The organism is Ensifer sp. EB106-05-01-XG146, assembly GCF_058791875.1.
On the sequence record NZ_JBYTDX010000001.1, the window covers coordinates 2,914,461 to 2,929,668 of the forward strand.

Sequence of the window (15,208 nt, forward strand, 5' to 3'; positions counted from 1 at the left end):
AGACACGAATAGAGGTGGAGAGCGCGTGAAGAAGATCGTTTCGAAGGTCGCCGGCGCCGTGTTTATCGCTGCAGCCGTGCTGAAGTGGGCAACCTTTGAATATCCAGACGCAATTCCGTCGGTGTTCGCACCTGGTCCCGCGATTGGTCAGGTAGGAAATTGGCTCATCGTCTGCGTTCTGGGCGCGATCGGATTGGCTCTTTGGAACTTTGACAGATCGCGTGAGTAGCCCGCTGCCTCGCGCCGACTACGTGAATAAGCGCTGGACCGTGTCTTGCCATCCCCCCGTTTCTCGATCCGCCGGAAAGGTGCGTGAGAACTCCACATCCGTTGACTTCTGATTAAGAACTCATGATCTCATGTGCTCTGCAGCCTTGCCTGAGGAAACATCAATGGACATGACGCAAATTCAGAGCGCGATAGCGCTGGTCACTACTGCTATAGGCATGACCAGCCAGGCCGCTTCGACTGCCGACCTCATTAAGAAACTCTTTTCCTCCGGCAACGGGGCTGGTGACGGGGAAGCGACCAAGCTTCTCAATGCGCTTGCAACCGAGTTGACCACAGCGAATGTGATGAACATGCAACTTAGTGAAGCACTGAAGACACTAAGCCGGGAACTGCAACGGCAGGACGAATTTGAACGCGAGAAATCCAGATACGAGATGTTTGCGACCGCAACTGGGGACATCGTGTTCAGCCTCAAGGGGGGAATGGCAAGCGGACAACCTACCCACTTTATCTGCCCCGTATGCTTGAACCGGGACAAGTTGATCACCTACGTGACTGGAGAAGGTGATTTCAAACGGTGCCAAACGGACAACAACCATTTGTATCGCTTCCGAAACAGTCGCCCGCCTGAAAGGCGTGGTTCCGGCTGGGTTTGACGGACAGCACTCAAAAATGTTGCGCCATGGCGGTGTGAGGTAACAGCCTGAAATCGGTTGCTTGCGGTTCCGTGAGACACGTCGGCGAAGCGTCCGCTCGTGCGCCTAATTGTAGGGGCGGACCGTCTGACGAAATCTCCTTTTGCAAAACCAAAGCGCGCGACGAGTGTCTCAGCGGTTAAACAGCCCGCGCAGATGGGTTAAAAAAGTACCATTGAGACCTCCAAATTTAAACAAACTGCAAGGGCTGCTTGGCAGAGAATTGGCCGCCACCCGTCTGTCAATCACTTTTTCACAATTGCCTCAGCGTATCCTTGCCATCCTTCCGTTAAGGAGAAGAAACGGCTAAAGGAGGGCTACACCACAAGATGCAGAAAGACAGACATGCCCGGCAAGTACGATGCCCTCTCCAAGGAACAGTTAATCGAACTCCTCGAAAAGCGGGATCGCACCAAGAAGCTCGGCCTTGTCTGGGAGCGCGACGAGCTAGAGGCGGATGTGGCGGTAGACGAGAATTTCGTCGCCTGCCAGATCGTAGCTGAGCTTTCCGATAAGCGTGCCCCCTGGCGCAATCTCGTCATCGAGGGTGATAATTTCGATGCGCTGCGCTGGCTGCGCATGACCCATTCCGGCAAGGTCAAGTGCATCTATATCGACCCGCCCTACAATACCGGCAACAAGGATTGGGTCTATAATGACCGCTATATGGATGCAGATAACCGATTTCGGCAATCCACGTGGCTGGAATTCCTTTATCGACGCATGACGCTCGCGCGTGATCTTTTGACCGAGGACGGGGTACTGCTGGTGTCGATTAACGACGACCAGAGGGCACTGTTGGAGATGCTCATGGATGAGGCCCTGCCCGGAATGAAGGTGGGGTCATTGGTTTGGCGCACTCGAAGTGGCGGCAACGAAGGTGGGCAGCATTTTTTCACAGACAATCATGAACATGTGCTGGTTTTCGCCAAAGACGGGTTTCGCTTTGGCGGAACTGAGAAGACTTTCGAGATGTACAGATACTGGGATGAGGCGCGCAAAGATTGGTACCGTCTCAGCGACATGACGGTTAGCGTCGGCTATCGCGACCCACGCGCAGGCAAAGGGTACTATCCTATTCAAGATCCGCAGACGCAAATCTGGTACCCCTGCAACCCCGATGCGGTCTGGCGTTATGCATCGAAGGAGCTTTCCGGCTCTTCTGCTAGAATAAAGACACGGTTCATCGAGGATTGGATTGAGCGGAACCAAATCAAGTTTCCCGAGAACCCAGAGGTGCGGGTATGGCACACCAGAGACCAGCTTTTTCAGGCGATTGAGGCAGGGGACGTCCCCTCAAGTGGGCGCTCGCCACTGTTGAGGAAAGATTTGCCTGACATCGACTTCTGGATCGGGAGACCGGTCGGGTTTGGAACGCCCGCTTTTAAACGATACAAGTCTGATTTGAAGAATGCCACTCAGCCGCTCTCTTCTTGGATCACTCCGCGGAGTGAAGCGAAGGCTGCAAGCTTGAATGACATGAACATAATCTCAGGGACAAACGACGAAGGAGCGAAAACAGTAAAGGAGCTTTTCGGAGAAAAGGCCTTCAATTACGCGAAGCCCGTGTCGCTGATCCGAGAACTCGTGCGCCAGTCGACCAGCCCCGGCGATTTGATACTAGATTTCTTCGCCGGTTCGGCGACAACGGCACAGGCGGCGATGGAGCTGAATGCGGAAGATGCTGGTGATCGGCGTTTCATTCTGGTGTCCTCCACCGAAAAGACCGAGGATGAGCCCGACAAGAACCTCTGCCGCGATGTGACTGCGGAGCGCATTCGGCGGCTAAATGCCAGCGAAGACCCAAAGCATGCCGAGCTTACCGCTGGCTTTGCGTATCTGCGCACACGAGAAATCCTGTTCGAGGATCTGGACTACGATCTAAACCCTGCCGATGCTTGGACGGCACTGGAGGCGCTGCACAACCTGCCGCTGACGGTCTATGACGCCTCGCAGCCCCACCAGATGCACGAAGGTGAGGAGGTGACGCTGGTGCTGGTTGATCGCTTAGACGCCTCACTGATCGATTGGTTGAAAGGGCGCGAATTGACGAACCTCTTCGTCTATGCCTTTGCACCCGGCCAGATCGCTCAACATCTGGACAGCGGGGCCTTCGACATTCGCTCGGTGCGAGACACCTTGGTCAAAGGGTTTCAGCAATGAGCACAAGGCATTCGCTCGCACAGTTCCAGCTCAGCGCCGTTGAGGGCATCAAGGGCGTGATTTCCCGCGTGGCTGCCATGCATGACCGGGCGCCGGAAAACCGGACGCAAATTGCGCTCAAAAGCGGTGTAACCCTCCTGCAAAGCCCAACCGGCTCTGGCAAGACGCTGATGCTGGGCCGCATTCTGGAAGATACAAAGGGAGCGCTTTCTCGGCCCACCGTCTGGTTCTGGTTTGCGCCCTATTCCGGCCTCGTTGCCCAGACGCGGGATGCGCTGGCCGAACAATGTTCGGGCCTGCGCCTGCGCGATCTGACCAAGGACCGGGCATCGATCGGTAGCCGCGATGGTGATGTCTTTGTGCAGACCTGGGCGACGGTCGCTACAAACAACAAGGATGCCCGAAAGGTTCGTCGCAGTGCAGAAGCTGCGCTGTCGCTGGACGACATGATCGCCAATCTGAGAGCAAGCGGCTATTTCATTGGCGTGGTGATCGATGAGGCGCATTTGAACTTCGGCGCGTCTGCCGCCGTGGCTGGGGATTTCTATCTTGAACATCTGCGCCCGGATTTCACCATTCTCGCGACCGCGACGCCGAATGACGACAAGCTAATTTCCTTTGAGAAAAAGGCGAAGATTGAAGTCGCGAGCCGCTATGCCGTGCCGCGTCAAGACGTAGTTATTGCAGGCCTCAACAAGGTTGGCCTCAAACTCGGCGTCATCCGGTTTCGTGCTGGTGACGAGAAGCTGATCGATCATGAACAGGCAACGTTGCAGGCTGCCTGGACGCAGCATCTGCGGGTGAAGGCACGTCTGGAAGAACGCGGCATTAATCTGTCGCCGTTGATGCTGGTACAGGTGGAGGATCACGAAAAGGGTGGCGACGACCCGGTTAAGCGCGTGCGCGACAAGCTGATCGAGATCGGAGTGGGCGAAGATGCGATTGCTACGCACACATCCGGCGAGCCGGACCCGGATTTTCACACACTGGCTTATGACCCCGACAAGCATGTGCTGATCTTCAAGGTCGCGGTGGCCACCGGTTTCGATGCGCCTCGCGCCTGGACGCTGGTTTCTGTTCGCCCTAACCGGGGCAAGGAGTTTGGGCTTCAGATCGTCGGGCGCATCATGCGCGTGCATCCTCTGGTTCGTCCGTTCCACGACACGGATCCGATTCTCGATAACGGCTATGTGCTCTTGACCGATCCGGGGATGCAGATCGGGTTGGAGGCCGCTGTCGATGAGTTGAAGGCCGTAAAAGCTAGCGTCGAATTGCTGACCGACCGGCTAGACATGTATGAGATGGAAGGCGTGACGCCGCCGCCTGGAGCGCGGGACGGCGACAGTCAAGCGGCCTACAGCGTAGCCAAGCCAACAACACAGGCGGAACGGAATGATCGCCTCACCCTTCTGATCGACCACGGCATTGTTCGTGGGCAGGTGCGGGAGCTTTCCGAAGGTGAGCAGGACGATGCCATCGTTAAAGGAGAAATCTGGCAGGCCATGGTGCAAACGCCGCTTTTTGCCGATCTGCCGGAGGTGGAAAAGCCCGGCGGGACAGCGTCACCTGCGCCTACGATGCAGACTGGGCGCTACGCTCTTCGCGTGGACATCGATTTGCCCAAAGCCTTGATGCGGGAATTGCCGCCCGATCCTTCGCGTCTCAACGATCTTGTCGATGACATCGCGAGAGACTTCTGCCGCAGGACTGACATCATCGGCATGCTGCAACGTAAGTTGACCAAGGCCCACATGGACCTCCGAAGCCTGTTCTCGGCAGAGGGTCTGGAAACGATTGACCTTCGCCTGCGGTTATCGAATGCGCGGATTGCCGAGCAGGCGCAACTCGCCTTCAAGTTCAATGACAGTATCGACCCCCGTCATTTAAAACCTGCACTGGTTAGAGAACTGAGACGAGTGCTGGATGATCTTGGTCACGAAATTCCGCAGGAGCGAGAACTTCGGCGGGCAATTGATCTAGCCGTGATGATGGAGCCTGAGGCTCTGAAGGACGCGATCAAAACAGCGCAGGCCCGCCATGTGCGGATCGGGACTGGCGACCCTATTCCAGACGCCTACTACGGCCCCGACGGGCTGACGAAGGCGCAGAAGGCGGCCTATGGCATCTTTCCTGACCGAATGAACAAGGAAGAAGGCGATTTCGCCCGTTTCCTCGACGCTGACGAGACGGGTACCGTCAAATGGTGGCTCCGAAATCCGGAAAACACCCGTTGGGCCACGCAACTGCTGCTACCTTCCGGGCATCGCTTTTTCCCAGATTTCGTCGTCGGAGTGAGTGGCCGCGCTACGCCAGATGGCATCGCTCTTATCGAAATCAAGGATGACGGCGAGACGGGGCGATTGAATTCCGACAACAACATCGAAAAAGCACGCGTTCAGCATCGAGAATATCGAAACGTCTTCTGGACGTTCCGTTCTGATGGAACGTGGGTCCGAGGACGGTATTCGGAGAGCCTTCATAAGATCGTCGAGCAGGATCGGTTCGAGATCAAAGAGCTGGTGTTTTTAGCGTAGGGAAGCCATCCCCATCCGCTCGTACACCGCTTCAGGCAGAAGCAGCATTTGCAATCTGCGGCGCTTCGATGAGGTCGCCCCGCTTATATCAGCAGAGGCAGTCTTCTGGTTTGCCGACGGTACCTATCGCGGCATCGACGCAATCAAGTCTGCGTTTGAACAGACGTGGCGCAAGCTTCATAACGAGGTGTACCGGCTGGAGGATGTCGACTGGATTGCGGTGGGCGATACCGTCGCAAACTGCTTATTCCGCTTCCGATGGAAGGCCGACATTGATGGGAAAACCTACGAAGGCGACGGTCGCGGCTCCACCGTATTGCGAAAGAAAGAAACGCAGTGGAAGATCGTCCACGAGCACCTCAGCCGCTTTCCAAAATAATCAAGCTACTTTTGACACGGTCTGCCTGGTTCGGCGTTGGCGGCGTGCCCCGGAAGGTTTGCGGGACGGACCCGGCCCAATGCCACCGGCCAGCCGACGGGCCACCGGTCTCCTTTCGGATGCGACCTATGTAGCCGACGCCGTCTAGGCCGAGCCAATCGAAGTCAGTCGGCGTGTCGTTCTTGTCCAGCTCGGTGCGCCGCCAATAATAACGGGGCTGATAGGGTTCGACGATGACACTCAGCCGGGGTCACGTTTGAAAAAAAGGTGGTTCGTTACGATGACCAGAAACCCGAACACTGCGGCCGTGGTCGTGGTAACCACCGCTATGAAGTCCGCCGATTCCAAGTGAAATGGCCGCACCAGATAGAAGCTGATCTTGTATCCTTTAATCTCGCAATCAATCTGCCAGCCGTTCGTTAACCCCTGGGCTAGGATGAGGTAGATTAGAAACACCGACCACACGATTGCGAGCCGTCGCGCAATCGAGTCGATGCGCCCTTTCGCTACATTCTCGTCAAATGGCTTGGCGCCCTTGTACGCGTCTTCAGATACGAAGTCGCGTACCTCTTCCTCATAGGTTGGCGTACGATCAAGCTTGAGTAAGGGGGGCGGTTGGGTAGCCACGCTGTCTCGCTAATCCGTTGAAGTATTGATAATCGAGTTCCCGCGGAATTTCTGTGTATTCCGGAACCGCATAGCGGTTCTGCTCGGCAATCATCTGCCAAGGCGTTCCAACCTTGTGCGTTTCATCAGAGAGCGAGGGCCCGTCCATGTGCCCGTATTCCGTCCAGATCCAGGGGAGGAAATTTACCAAACTCTGATCAGGGTTTTGAACAAAGTCAGGCTGGCCGCCAAAAGGCGTGCTGGGCTCGGGTTCAATGATCGGTTGACGGCCATACCTGCTGAAGCTTCGGTACGCAGACCTGAATACTGGACCGTATCGCCACACTTGAGGGCGCTCGGTCAGCAGATCGGCCCCCATCACCCCTAGATACCAACCATTGGCAAAATAGAGGAGCTTTTGCAGCTTCATAGGGTCGATTTGCCCCGTCGGGCCAAACCGCCGGATCAATTCGTTAGCTATTTGCATCGGCCGATATGGCATGAAAATTCTCCGTTCGAATCGCTTCGAACACCACCCCCGAGAATGCGACGGACGTTACATACGAAAACTTTTGAGGGCAACGTTGTCCCATATGTGGAGTGCCGTTGCGCCGATGTCAAACCAAGCCCCCTCACCCTTTTCCCCCGATGACAAACACGACCCTTCGGATCGCCTCGGCGAAGCTCACGCCGAGCGCCATAGCTGCTATGCCGGTGACCCCGAGCGCGCCTATGCCCATCAACTTCCAGCGTTTTACATCGTCGGTGACAGGCTTCATCTCCGCTACGTCGGCCACAATCGTAGCAGTTGAGGTTTCGAGGTGCCCAACTCGACCTACCAGCTCATCCATACGGCGATGCACAGCAGCTCGGCTTTCCGCCGCCTTGTCTTCTGCGCGATCAGCACCCTCCTCTATGCGGCGCATCGCATCCTGCAAAGCCCGCATTCCTGCCCCCAGTTCGCCAAGCTGGCGGTGAACCGCCGCATCAATTGCCGTAGGTGCCATCCCTCAGCGTCCTTCCCCATGTCTCGCGCATTCCGCATTGGTCCAGACGCCGCCGGCGCAGAGGCCGACGACTGTCCGGTCGATCTTCCGCTGATCTGCCGGCGTCGCCCCTCGCGCGCCGACCAGATCAGCGCCCACGACCCGCCGCAGGCCCTCTACACTTGCCGGCGCCGAAGTCCCACAACCCGTCAGGGCAAGCGTCAAAGTCAGAGCGAGCATCGCTCGCGGAATGTGCCGCCGCATTATTCTGCCTCTCGAATGCGTTGGTGATTGAACGGGCGCCGTCTGCGCGAATGGCAAGAACGAGCCCGACGACGCCAACGAGCAGAAGCCCGCCCGCAATGATCTTCGGCCAGGCAATCATGCCGGGTCGAGCCGGTTGCGGATGAAGAGGAAGGCGCCGATCGCGAACGCAGCGACGAGGACACCCGCCAGTGCCCATTGCAGCGGCCCGTTGCCGGTGAAGGCAAAGGCGATCGTCGACAGGATACCGGCCGCCCAGCTGACATTTTCCTTCGTCACAAACTCCGGCGCCTGCGCTACGGCCGGCACGGTGTTGCTCGATACGAACTCGCCCTTGGCCCAGAGGCCAGCTTCGGCCGCCCGCCGGTTGACGAGGCCCTTTACCCGTTTGCCGCCGGCGTTGACCCATTTCATAAGCTCGGCCGGCACGGCGTCATAGTCGCCCTTGTTCAGCTTTTTCAGCAGCGTCGATTTGCCGAGGCCGCCGGTGTTGAAGTCGAAAGAAACCAACGTGGCGAACTGGTTGTCGGTGAGCGGCACCTTGACCAGGCGCGACACCCGATCCTCGAATTTGGCGAGATCGGTCAGAAGTATCTGTTCGGCCATTGCCTCAGTGATCACCATGGTCGGCGCCACCTCCGGAGCACCGGCTGCGCTGGTGTGGCCGTAGCCGACGGTCAGCACGCCACCGACATCCCGATAGGCCCTCGTCTTCAGGCTTTCCCATTGTTTGACGAGCGCAAGGCCCGCCGGGTTGATGCGTCGGTTGTTCATGGGTTCTTCCTCAGCTGATAAGATTTGTGAGCCAACCACTGGCTCGACTTTTGGTTGTCGGAATGGTCCATTGATCGAACCAACCGGAGCCGACTTATGGAACTTCTTCAACGCGACCTGCAAAGAGTGCTCTTGACAGGGCTATCCGAGATTTATCCCCGCAGTGCTGACCTAAACCGTTCGTTCAAAGATATCGATCAGCGTCAGCTGGTCTACAATTTGCACTATCTTCAAGAGCACGGACTAATAAACCTCGTTTCCACAAAAATGATGGACGGTGGCGTCCATGTCCATTCTGCGGGAATTACTGCCGCCGGCATCGATTTTATTTCAGATGACGGTGGCCTCTCGGCAGTTCTGGGTGTCGTTACAGTTAAGCTGCACGAAGACACGATCAAGGAATTGCTGATCCGAAGGGTGCAAGCATCGGACACAGACGAAACAACGAAAAAACGGTTGGTTGACAAGATCAAGTCCCTTCCGGCTAGCGCACTTGAACACGTCTCGATGGAGGCCATGCAAAAGGGAATAGATAGCCTGCCGAACGCGATTGAATGGTTGGCGACATTGATCTAACCCGACACCGGAGGGGTTCGAGGGTTATGTGACATCTTTCAGGGCTGGCCCGCATCTGGTGCCATACCAACCTCAAGCGCATCGATCCGAGCAACAAGCGCCGCCGTCTGTGCAGCGAGCGTTTCGATCCTCTCATGCTGACGCTGCGCATGCGCGATCAGATGGACCACGAGACGCTCGTACATGATGCCTTCAGCGACAGGCGCCGGCAGAGGTACGGACCGGTGCTCGGTTTCCGTGATCGTCTGCACCTCTTCGACGGTCACCATGTCGATTTCGACGATGGTTTCGGTGCGCTCAACCGCCTTGAAATGCGGTTTCCCCTCATCGTCGGCCAAGCCCGTGTCGACGTACTCGGTGCGCGTGACCTGGACTTCTCGTTCGACCGGCCGCTCCACGGAAACCGTAACTTGCTTTTCGACCGTTTCGGTGACGATCTTCTCGGTGCGCCAATGCACGAGCCTCGGCTCGATCGCGCCGACTTCCTCGGCGATCAGGCCGATGTACGACCAATCGGGATTGTCGATGGGGCATAGCGACCGATACCAGACCGGCCGCATTTCCAGAATGGTATCGGCATAGTTTGGCCAGAGGTCCTCGACCTGCGTCTTGTACTGCCCGGATGATGTTGACCTGACAAACGTGCCGTTCGTTGCGACGAACATGTTAGCAGCGCTGGCGGTTGTGTTGTTGTAGGTGGGTAGGGATCGGAACGTCCCATCCTGATGAATTGTAACCGCCGAAACACCTGCTGTGGCGAAGCCTAGCCCATCAGAACCGATGGAGTACATGCCCGTATTGGTGTCGCCTATGAAGGAATAGGACGGTGCTAGCGCAGAACCAGTGGTTCTGCCCACTTGGATTTGGGGGAAGGCTGCGCCGTCGTTAGATGGAAAGATTTTAACGTTCGGGCCCGAATAGGCAGCGTCGCTTGAAAACTCAACCGATTTTCCCGAGGTGTTCTCAATGGAGAGCATTGCTTGGGTACTAACGCCCCGCTGACGAACCCACCACTCTCGCTCGATCGCAAATATCATGGCGACCTGGCCGTCAGCATAGCCCGCCCCACCCCTCAACTGTGGGGGTGCCCTCCATATCTGAGATGCATCAAGTGAAGCTGATTGCTGCCATGCTGTCCACGCACCGCTGCTCTTGGTGCGGGTCCAGAAGTTGCCGTTCGATGCTCGATGGTAAAACTGCGTCGCGGTGTTGACGCTCGACTGCATGTGAAGGACCAGCCCGATCGCCCCTTCAGGTATGTTTGCCGAGGCGGCGTTGACCGAGTAGAAGCCATCGCCGTCTGCATCATTGGCGTCCGTCAGGGTGATGGCGATGGTGCTTCTAAGACGTGCAGGCAATTGCGCGTTCGGGATCTCGCCAAGGGTCGCATAGACGGCAGCCGCATTCGGATCGTCGAGCAGCGTTCGAGCGAAGGCCGTTAGCGTGGTCAGCGCAGCTTCCGCATTGCCGCTGAAGAACGGCAACCGATCAGCGGCAGGAACAAGCGACGCCAGCGCCGCCAGCGATGCGTTGTCCAGCCGCTGCAGGTAGGTCGAAAGGGCCTGCGCGTTGGCGACGGTCTGCTGCCCATAGGCCGTATCCCGCATGATCGCGTAGGGATAGGTGCCGCTGGCGCCCTTCCATTTGATCGCGGCCGTGATCTGCGTGTTGCTGCCAACGGCCAGGATCGGCAGCGGGTTGCTGTCCGCCTCGACATAGATCGTGCCGCCGGCAATCAGTGCCGTCTGCCAGGCCGTGCCGACGCCGGTCACCACGGCGCTGCCGTTCGTCAGGGTGATCGACCCTGTCGTATAAGGAGTGGTCATGTTGGGAGCTTCCTAAGCTGGGATGCCGAAGATGTAGTAGCGGATGCCGGTCGGCGGGTAAGCGCCTTCGGTGCGCCAGGTGCCGGGGCTGTCGCCGCGATTATAATAATCGCCGACATTGCCCCTGAAGGTGTGGAAACGGGCGTTGTTTGCCGTCAGCTCACAGTAGGTGCTTTCGCCGGCATGAGCCTGGCCGTTGTAGATGTATTTCAGCCGCTTGATGAACGGCAGCCGATACATCGCCTGCCAGCTCCCGAAGACGGTAAAGCCAAGCGTCTGATTGCCGCCGGACCCGTGAGCGGTGATGTACTTGACGAGCGGGAACATGCCGTTGCCATCGAACGGGACATCAACGACGACATCGTTCCCGGCCGCCACATTGAAATACCCCTCCGCCAGGATCTGAACCTGCGGCCATCGGCTGTCGATGATGATGTCGGCCCAGGACGGCGGATTGGCCGAACCAGGTCGGAGGAACTGCACGACATCGACGCCGGCCTCGGTGAACTGCCGAAGCACTTTGTTGCTGCCACCGGTCGGCGCGCTGTTATCCTCAAGGTAAAGCATGAAGCGCGCCCGCATCGCCTGCGTCGCATCGAAGTAGATCTTCGTGCCGTCGAACCAGTATTCCGCCCCGAAATCGAGATTGACCGGCGACGAGGGGTAATTGATCACCGAGCCGGTATAGAAGTGCACGTCGAGCGCGACCATGTCCGGAAGCGCGATGCCGGTTTCGTAGAAGCTGACGCCGGCAGGAAGCGCGATGTCTCCTGCGGCTATCACCTTGACCGGCAACCTGGTGCTGTCGAAGGCGAGCTGCTGCACGGTCGCCGTGTCGACGTTGTATCCCGGCTTGGCGATTTTCATCGCCTGCGCGCTGATTTTGATCGTCTTGGTGCCGTTCGGCGCCAGCGGCGGCGCCTCATCGAGCGCGTCACTGTTGCCCGGCAGGTTCCACACCACCAGCCGCTTATCCCGCGACTGAAACTTGTTGAAGTCGTCGATCGTGTCGAAGCGGGTGATCTGCGCAACTGTGCCATAGGCCATCGTGCCGTATTGACTGACCGACCCGGTGAAGCCCTGCATCCAGCCGATCTGGCGCGCATTGCCCACTTCATAGAAGCCGCCTTGGCCGTGGTAATAGGCGCCGCTGTCGGTCCAGGCGACCATTTGCTGATTGAAGCGGTTGCTGCCGTTGCCCTTCTTCGCCTTCCAGTCAAACAGCGGCACGTTGTATCGCAACGTCGGGAACGCCGAGTTGCGATAGTGCCAATCGCTCTTGCCACTGCCCGAGCCCTCGCATTTTTGGTAGTTGCCCGAGTTCGCGCCCGCCGGATGATAGTAGTACTGCGCGCTGTCGTTCAGACCAGGTCGTGAGATCTGGTTGCAAAGCTCCATGTCGGCGATGTTCGCCTGCACCGCGAATTTGCTGTTGTAGAGGAACTTCCGACGGTCGCTGTCCGGCGTGGTGCGCGGATTGTCGGCGTCGTTCTTCATGATCTTGATGCAGGCGGCACCCGTACTGTCGATGCCAATCATAGTGCGAACCATCAGCTGTAAAACTCCAGCGTGCCGGCGTTGAGATTGAAGTCGACTTTGCCGTTTTGAGACTGCATGCGGCCCGTACGGACAAGACCGATATTGCCGACGTTTAGCTTCAACTCCCCGTTCTCGATGACGATCGGCAGGAAGGCATTGCTGCCGCCGTTCCAGACGACGAACTGATCGGCCTTCACAGCGAACCGGGATTTGAGCACCCCGCCCTCGGTGTAGATCTCGATGTAAAAGCCACTGTCCTTGAACGCGTCGTTGAGCGTCGCCCGAAGCATGACAGAAAACCGAGCATTCACGCCCGACTGATCGGCAGCCGCTTCGAACTTCACCAGGCCGCCGGCAAACCGGCCATTCAGGTCTGCTGAGACGCCGGTGATGCTCGAGGAGAGCGCGCTGTCGGCCGTTGCCCGCGCCTGCTCTTCCGAGATCAGCCGGGCAAGGTTTCCGTCAACTTCGGCATCAAGCGACGTGATGCTGCTCGCCATGGCACTGTCGGCCGTGGCGCGCGCGGTCTCTTCGGTGATGAGCCGCGCCAGGTTGCTGCCAACGGTCGCCGTCAGCGCCGTGTAGAGCTGCGCGATCGCCTCATCGTCGGAAGCCCGAACCCGTCGCTCTTCAATGATTTGCGCCAGCGCATCGCCGACCGAAGCCTTTAGCTCCTGCCGCTTGATTTCGCCGACGGCCCCATTGAGTGAGAAGGCGGCGGACAATTCTTCGACGCGGTTCCAGACGTTGTCGAACTCGCCCTGCAGCTCCTCGAAACGATCCTTCACGTCCTCGCGGACCTGGCCGAGGCCAATCTGGACATTCAGCGAACCGGTGATCGTCGATGTTGTCCGCCAGGGCGTATAGTTCCGCAGCCGGTCGGGGTTCGTCTTGATCGTCGCCCGGGCGACATAGACCTTTTCCGACAAGATATTCTTCGTGGTCCGGTACCGGCCAAGCTCCGGATCGGCGCACTGGTCGGTAAAGTCCTCGGTCGTGCCGTCGACACGGTACACGAAGAGCACATCGGTGATCGTTGGATCATCCGGAGGATCCCAAACGAACTCAAGCGCTGGCACATCGAAGCCGTTGCCGCCCTGGATCATGCCGGCGAAGACATTGAAGTTCGACACGGTGAACAGCTGCGACGGATTGATCGGCGGCGGCGGCGGGATAACGATCGGGCCCGGCTCGATATCGTCATCATCATATATGTCAGGCCCGGCCTCGGTCAGCACGAAGGTGAAGCGCAGATCTTCGTCGCACCGCCATTCGGAGATCATCCAGACTTTGCCGAGATAGCTGACCCACTCGCCTTCCATCGCCTTCAGGCCGACGCGACGGCTCACCGGTACCGTTGCCGTGCCGCCCTTGCGGTTTTGGCGGTACCGGACGTTCAGCAGATACTGCGCGATATCGGCGTCGGACACCTGCAGGAAGTCGATCGAGGTCTGGCGCGCACGCTTGTCGGCGGCGACGTCGGCATTGACGACGATCGGCTTCAGGCTTTCCGGGTTCCACATCGCCTCGGGCGAGGTGAACTGGCCGGACAGATGGTTGAACAGATCGAACGCCGACTTGCGCGGCTGGCGCGGCTTAGGCCGGTCGGCCGGAATATCCCCCTCTGTGATCGTCAGCACCGGGATCTGCGGCGCACCGACGACGACGCCCGACAGGCCGCGGCGGTTGAGCCCGTAACCGGCCATGGCATCGTCGAAGGCTGAAAGCGCCTCGGTGTGATCGGTCTCGGAGTTGATCCAAAGCGAGCACTGATAGATCGGCTTTCCCTTGCGGAGCGTCCGGCAATAGTTGATCGCGACGAAATAGGACGACAGGTCCAACTGGCCAAGCGACTTGCCTTCGCCGATTAGCGTGCGGCCCGAGCGCAAGCCCTTGAGACCAAGCTGATAGTTGAGCCTATGGATCGCCGGGTTGAGCGTGTGCGTCCAGGTCGAGGGATCGTTGAGCCGCTGCGGGCCGTTGCCGCCGGCGACCGTCGAATCCTTCGTCGGGTCATACTCGCGCAGACCGCGCAGCACCCATTCGAACTCCGGCCGGCCCTTGTCGAACTTCGAGCTATCGAACTTGCGCTCGACAACGACATAGGCCAGACCGCTCAGGCGGCTGGTCGCCTTCCAGATCTTGCCGAGGCCCGCCGTGTCGTTGACCAGCTTCTGGTCGACGGGCTGTCCCGGGCGGCCGTCATAGAAGCGGATCGAGATGAGGTCGCCGAACCCGTCGACGCCGAAATGCGCAGCCTCACCGCCGATCGCCGGCCGCGCGACCAGGTTCTTTTTCTCGCCATAGAAATACGTGTAGGTTTCGAGGCCATCATTCCAGCCGTTCGCCAGCACGAAGACGTCGGCGTTGTACTTATTGCCCTTGCCCCACTTCGCGTAGAACACGCGCTGCCCGCGGGTCTTGCCGGTCCCGAGTAGGGCGTCGACGGGCACATCGCCGCCCATCTGCACCTCGCCTTGGACCGCCGTGAACTTCTGTTTCTTCTGCTTGTTGGTGAGCTTGCTCAGCCCGATCTGCGCGCCAAACGCCAGCGCACCACCAACCAGATTGCCAATGATGGCCGAGCCGAACAGGGCGGTGAACCCTGCGGTGATCAGCGAGAAAATTGCCATGG

The 15,208-nt window shown here is 58.5% G+C and carries 14 protein-coding genes; 6 read left to right on the forward strand and 8 right to left on the reverse strand.

Going from position 1 to position 15,208, the window contains the following annotated elements:
* Positions 1-25: 25 nt before the first annotated feature.
* From AC3WVQ_RS14490 to AC3WVQ_RS14510, 5 genes are all read left to right on the forward strand, one after another.
* The gene (locus AC3WVQ_RS14490; protein WP_492382808.1) at positions 26-229 is read left to right on the forward strand and encodes a hypothetical protein; all 204 of its coding nucleotides are present in this window, start codon (positions 26-28) and stop codon (positions 227-229) included.
* Between the two features lie 163 nt (positions 230-392).
* On the forward strand, positions 393-887 hold the full coding sequence (locus AC3WVQ_RS14495) for a hypothetical protein (protein ID WP_492382809.1): 495 nt from the start codon (positions 393-395) through the stop codon (positions 885-887).
* A 384-nt stretch (positions 888-1,271) separates the two neighbouring features.
* Positions 1,272-3,089 carry a site-specific DNA-methyltransferase gene (locus AC3WVQ_RS14500; protein WP_492382810.1) on the forward strand — a complete coding sequence of 606 codons (1,818 nt, stop codon included), beginning with the start codon at positions 1,272-1,274 and terminating at the stop codon, positions 3,087-3,089.
* Positions 3,086-5,623 carry a DEAD/DEAH box helicase family protein gene (locus AC3WVQ_RS14505; protein WP_492382811.1) on the forward strand — a complete coding sequence of 846 codons (2,538 nt, stop codon included), beginning with the start codon at positions 3,086-3,088 and terminating at the stop codon, positions 5,621-5,623. The genes AC3WVQ_RS14500 and AC3WVQ_RS14505 overlap by 4 nt, the downstream gene beginning before the upstream one ends.
* Positions 5,624-5,678: 55 nt before the next feature.
* Entirely contained in the window at positions 5,679-6,002 is a 324-nt protein-coding gene (locus tag AC3WVQ_RS14510; protein WP_492382928.1) for a YybH family protein, read from the forward strand.
* Between the two features lie 240 nt (positions 6,003-6,242).
* On the opposite strand, the gene AC3WVQ_RS14515 is transcribed toward AC3WVQ_RS14510, so the two are convergent.
* From AC3WVQ_RS14515 to AC3WVQ_RS14535, 5 genes are all read right to left on the reverse strand, one after another.
* Positions 6,243-6,629 carry a hypothetical protein gene (locus AC3WVQ_RS14515; protein WP_492382812.1) on the reverse strand — a complete coding sequence of 129 codons (387 nt, stop codon included), beginning with the start codon at positions 6,627-6,629 and terminating at the stop codon, positions 6,243-6,245.
* Entirely contained in the window at positions 6,595-7,110 is a 516-nt protein-coding gene (locus AC3WVQ_RS14520) for a Panacea domain-containing protein (RefSeq protein ID WP_492382813.1), read from the reverse strand. The genes AC3WVQ_RS14515 and AC3WVQ_RS14520 overlap by 35 nt, the downstream gene beginning before the upstream one ends.
* Before the next feature lie 130 nt (positions 7,111-7,240).
* Positions 7,241-7,615, reverse strand: coding sequence for a DUF1515 family protein (locus tag AC3WVQ_RS14525; RefSeq protein WP_492382814.1), 375 nt, complete (start codon positions 7,613-7,615; stop codon positions 7,241-7,243).
* A gap of 3 nt (positions 7,616-7,618) precedes the next feature.
* Positions 7,619-7,858 carry a hypothetical protein gene (locus tag AC3WVQ_RS14530; RefSeq protein ID WP_492382815.1) on the reverse strand — a complete coding sequence of 80 codons (240 nt, stop codon included), beginning with the start codon at positions 7,856-7,858 and terminating at the stop codon, positions 7,619-7,621.
* 117 nt (positions 7,859-7,975) lie between these two features.
* Complete coding sequence (locus AC3WVQ_RS14535; RefSeq protein ID WP_492382816.1) at positions 7,976-8,632, reverse strand: lysozyme; 657 nt, start codon at positions 8,630-8,632, stop codon at positions 7,976-7,978.
* A gap of 96 nt (positions 8,633-8,728) precedes the next feature.
* On the opposite strand from AC3WVQ_RS14535, the gene AC3WVQ_RS14540 reads away from it, so the two are divergent.
* Positions 8,729-9,208 carry a hypothetical protein gene (locus AC3WVQ_RS14540; RefSeq protein ID WP_492382817.1) on the forward strand — a complete coding sequence of 160 codons (480 nt, stop codon included), beginning with the start codon at positions 8,729-8,731 and terminating at the stop codon, positions 9,206-9,208.
* Positions 9,209-9,246: 38 nt separating this feature from the next.
* Here the strand turns inward: AC3WVQ_RS14540 and AC3WVQ_RS14545 are convergent, their stop codons facing one another.
* Genes AC3WVQ_RS14545 through AC3WVQ_RS14555 form a run of 3 tightly spaced genes read right to left on the reverse strand, consistent with a single transcriptional unit; the run spans position 9,247 to position 15,206 of the window.
* Positions 9,247-11,034, reverse strand: coding sequence for a pyocin knob domain-containing S74 family peptidase (locus AC3WVQ_RS14545; protein ID WP_492382818.1), 1,788 nt, complete (start codon positions 11,032-11,034; stop codon positions 9,247-9,249).
* Positions 11,035-11,046: 12 nt separating this feature from the next.
* Complete coding sequence (locus tag AC3WVQ_RS14550; RefSeq protein ID WP_492382819.1) at positions 11,047-12,585, reverse strand: hypothetical protein; 1,539 nt, start codon at positions 12,583-12,585, stop codon at positions 11,047-11,049.
* The gene (locus AC3WVQ_RS14555; RefSeq protein ID WP_492382820.1) at positions 12,585-15,206 is read right to left on the reverse strand and encodes a phage tail tip fiber protein; all 2,622 of its coding nucleotides are present in this window, start codon (positions 15,204-15,206) and stop codon (positions 12,585-12,587) included. Before AC3WVQ_RS14555 ends, AC3WVQ_RS14550 begins: the two co-directional genes overlap by 1 nt.
* Positions 15,207-15,208 lie beyond the last annotated feature (2 nt).

Excerpts from the sequence above, each read along its gene's own strand:
- AC3WVQ_RS14535 (WP_492382816.1), bottom strand. The coding sequence starts at position 8,632 with ATGAACAACCGACGCATCAACCCGGCGGGCCTTGCGCTCGTCAAACAA.
- AC3WVQ_RS14550 (WP_492382819.1), bottom strand. The coding sequence starts at position 12,585 with ATGGTTCGCACTATGATTGGCATCGACAGTACGGGTGCCGCCTGCATC.
- AC3WVQ_RS14555 (WP_492382820.1), bottom strand. The coding sequence starts at position 15,206 with ATGGCAATTTTCTCGCTGATCACCGCAGGGTTCACCGCCCTGTTCGGC.
- AC3WVQ_RS14525 (WP_492382814.1), bottom strand. The coding sequence starts at position 7,615 with ATGGCACCTACGGCAATTGATGCGGCGGTTCACCGCCAGCTTGGCGAA.
- AC3WVQ_RS14505 (WP_492382811.1), top strand. The coding sequence starts at position 3,086 with ATGAGCACAAGGCATTCGCTCGCACAGTTCCAGCTCAGCGCCGTTGAG.
- AC3WVQ_RS14495 (WP_492382809.1), top strand. The coding sequence starts at position 393 with ATGGACATGACGCAAATTCAGAGCGCGATAGCGCTGGTCACTACTGCT.
- AC3WVQ_RS14540 (WP_492382817.1), top strand. The coding sequence starts at position 8,729 with ATGGAACTTCTTCAACGCGACCTGCAAAGAGTGCTCTTGACAGGGCTA.
- AC3WVQ_RS14520 (WP_492382813.1), bottom strand. The coding sequence starts at position 7,110 with ATGCCATATCGGCCGATGCAAATAGCTAACGAATTGATCCGGCGGTTT.
- AC3WVQ_RS14500 (WP_492382810.1), top strand. The coding sequence starts at position 1,272 with ATGCCCGGCAAGTACGATGCCCTCTCCAAGGAACAGTTAATCGAACTC.
- AC3WVQ_RS14530 (WP_492382815.1), bottom strand. The coding sequence starts at position 7,858 with ATGCGGCGGCACATTCCGCGAGCGATGCTCGCTCTGACTTTGACGCTT.
- AC3WVQ_RS14545 (WP_492382818.1), bottom strand. The coding sequence starts at position 11,034 with ATGACCACTCCTTATACGACAGGGTCGATCACCCTGACGAACGGCAGC.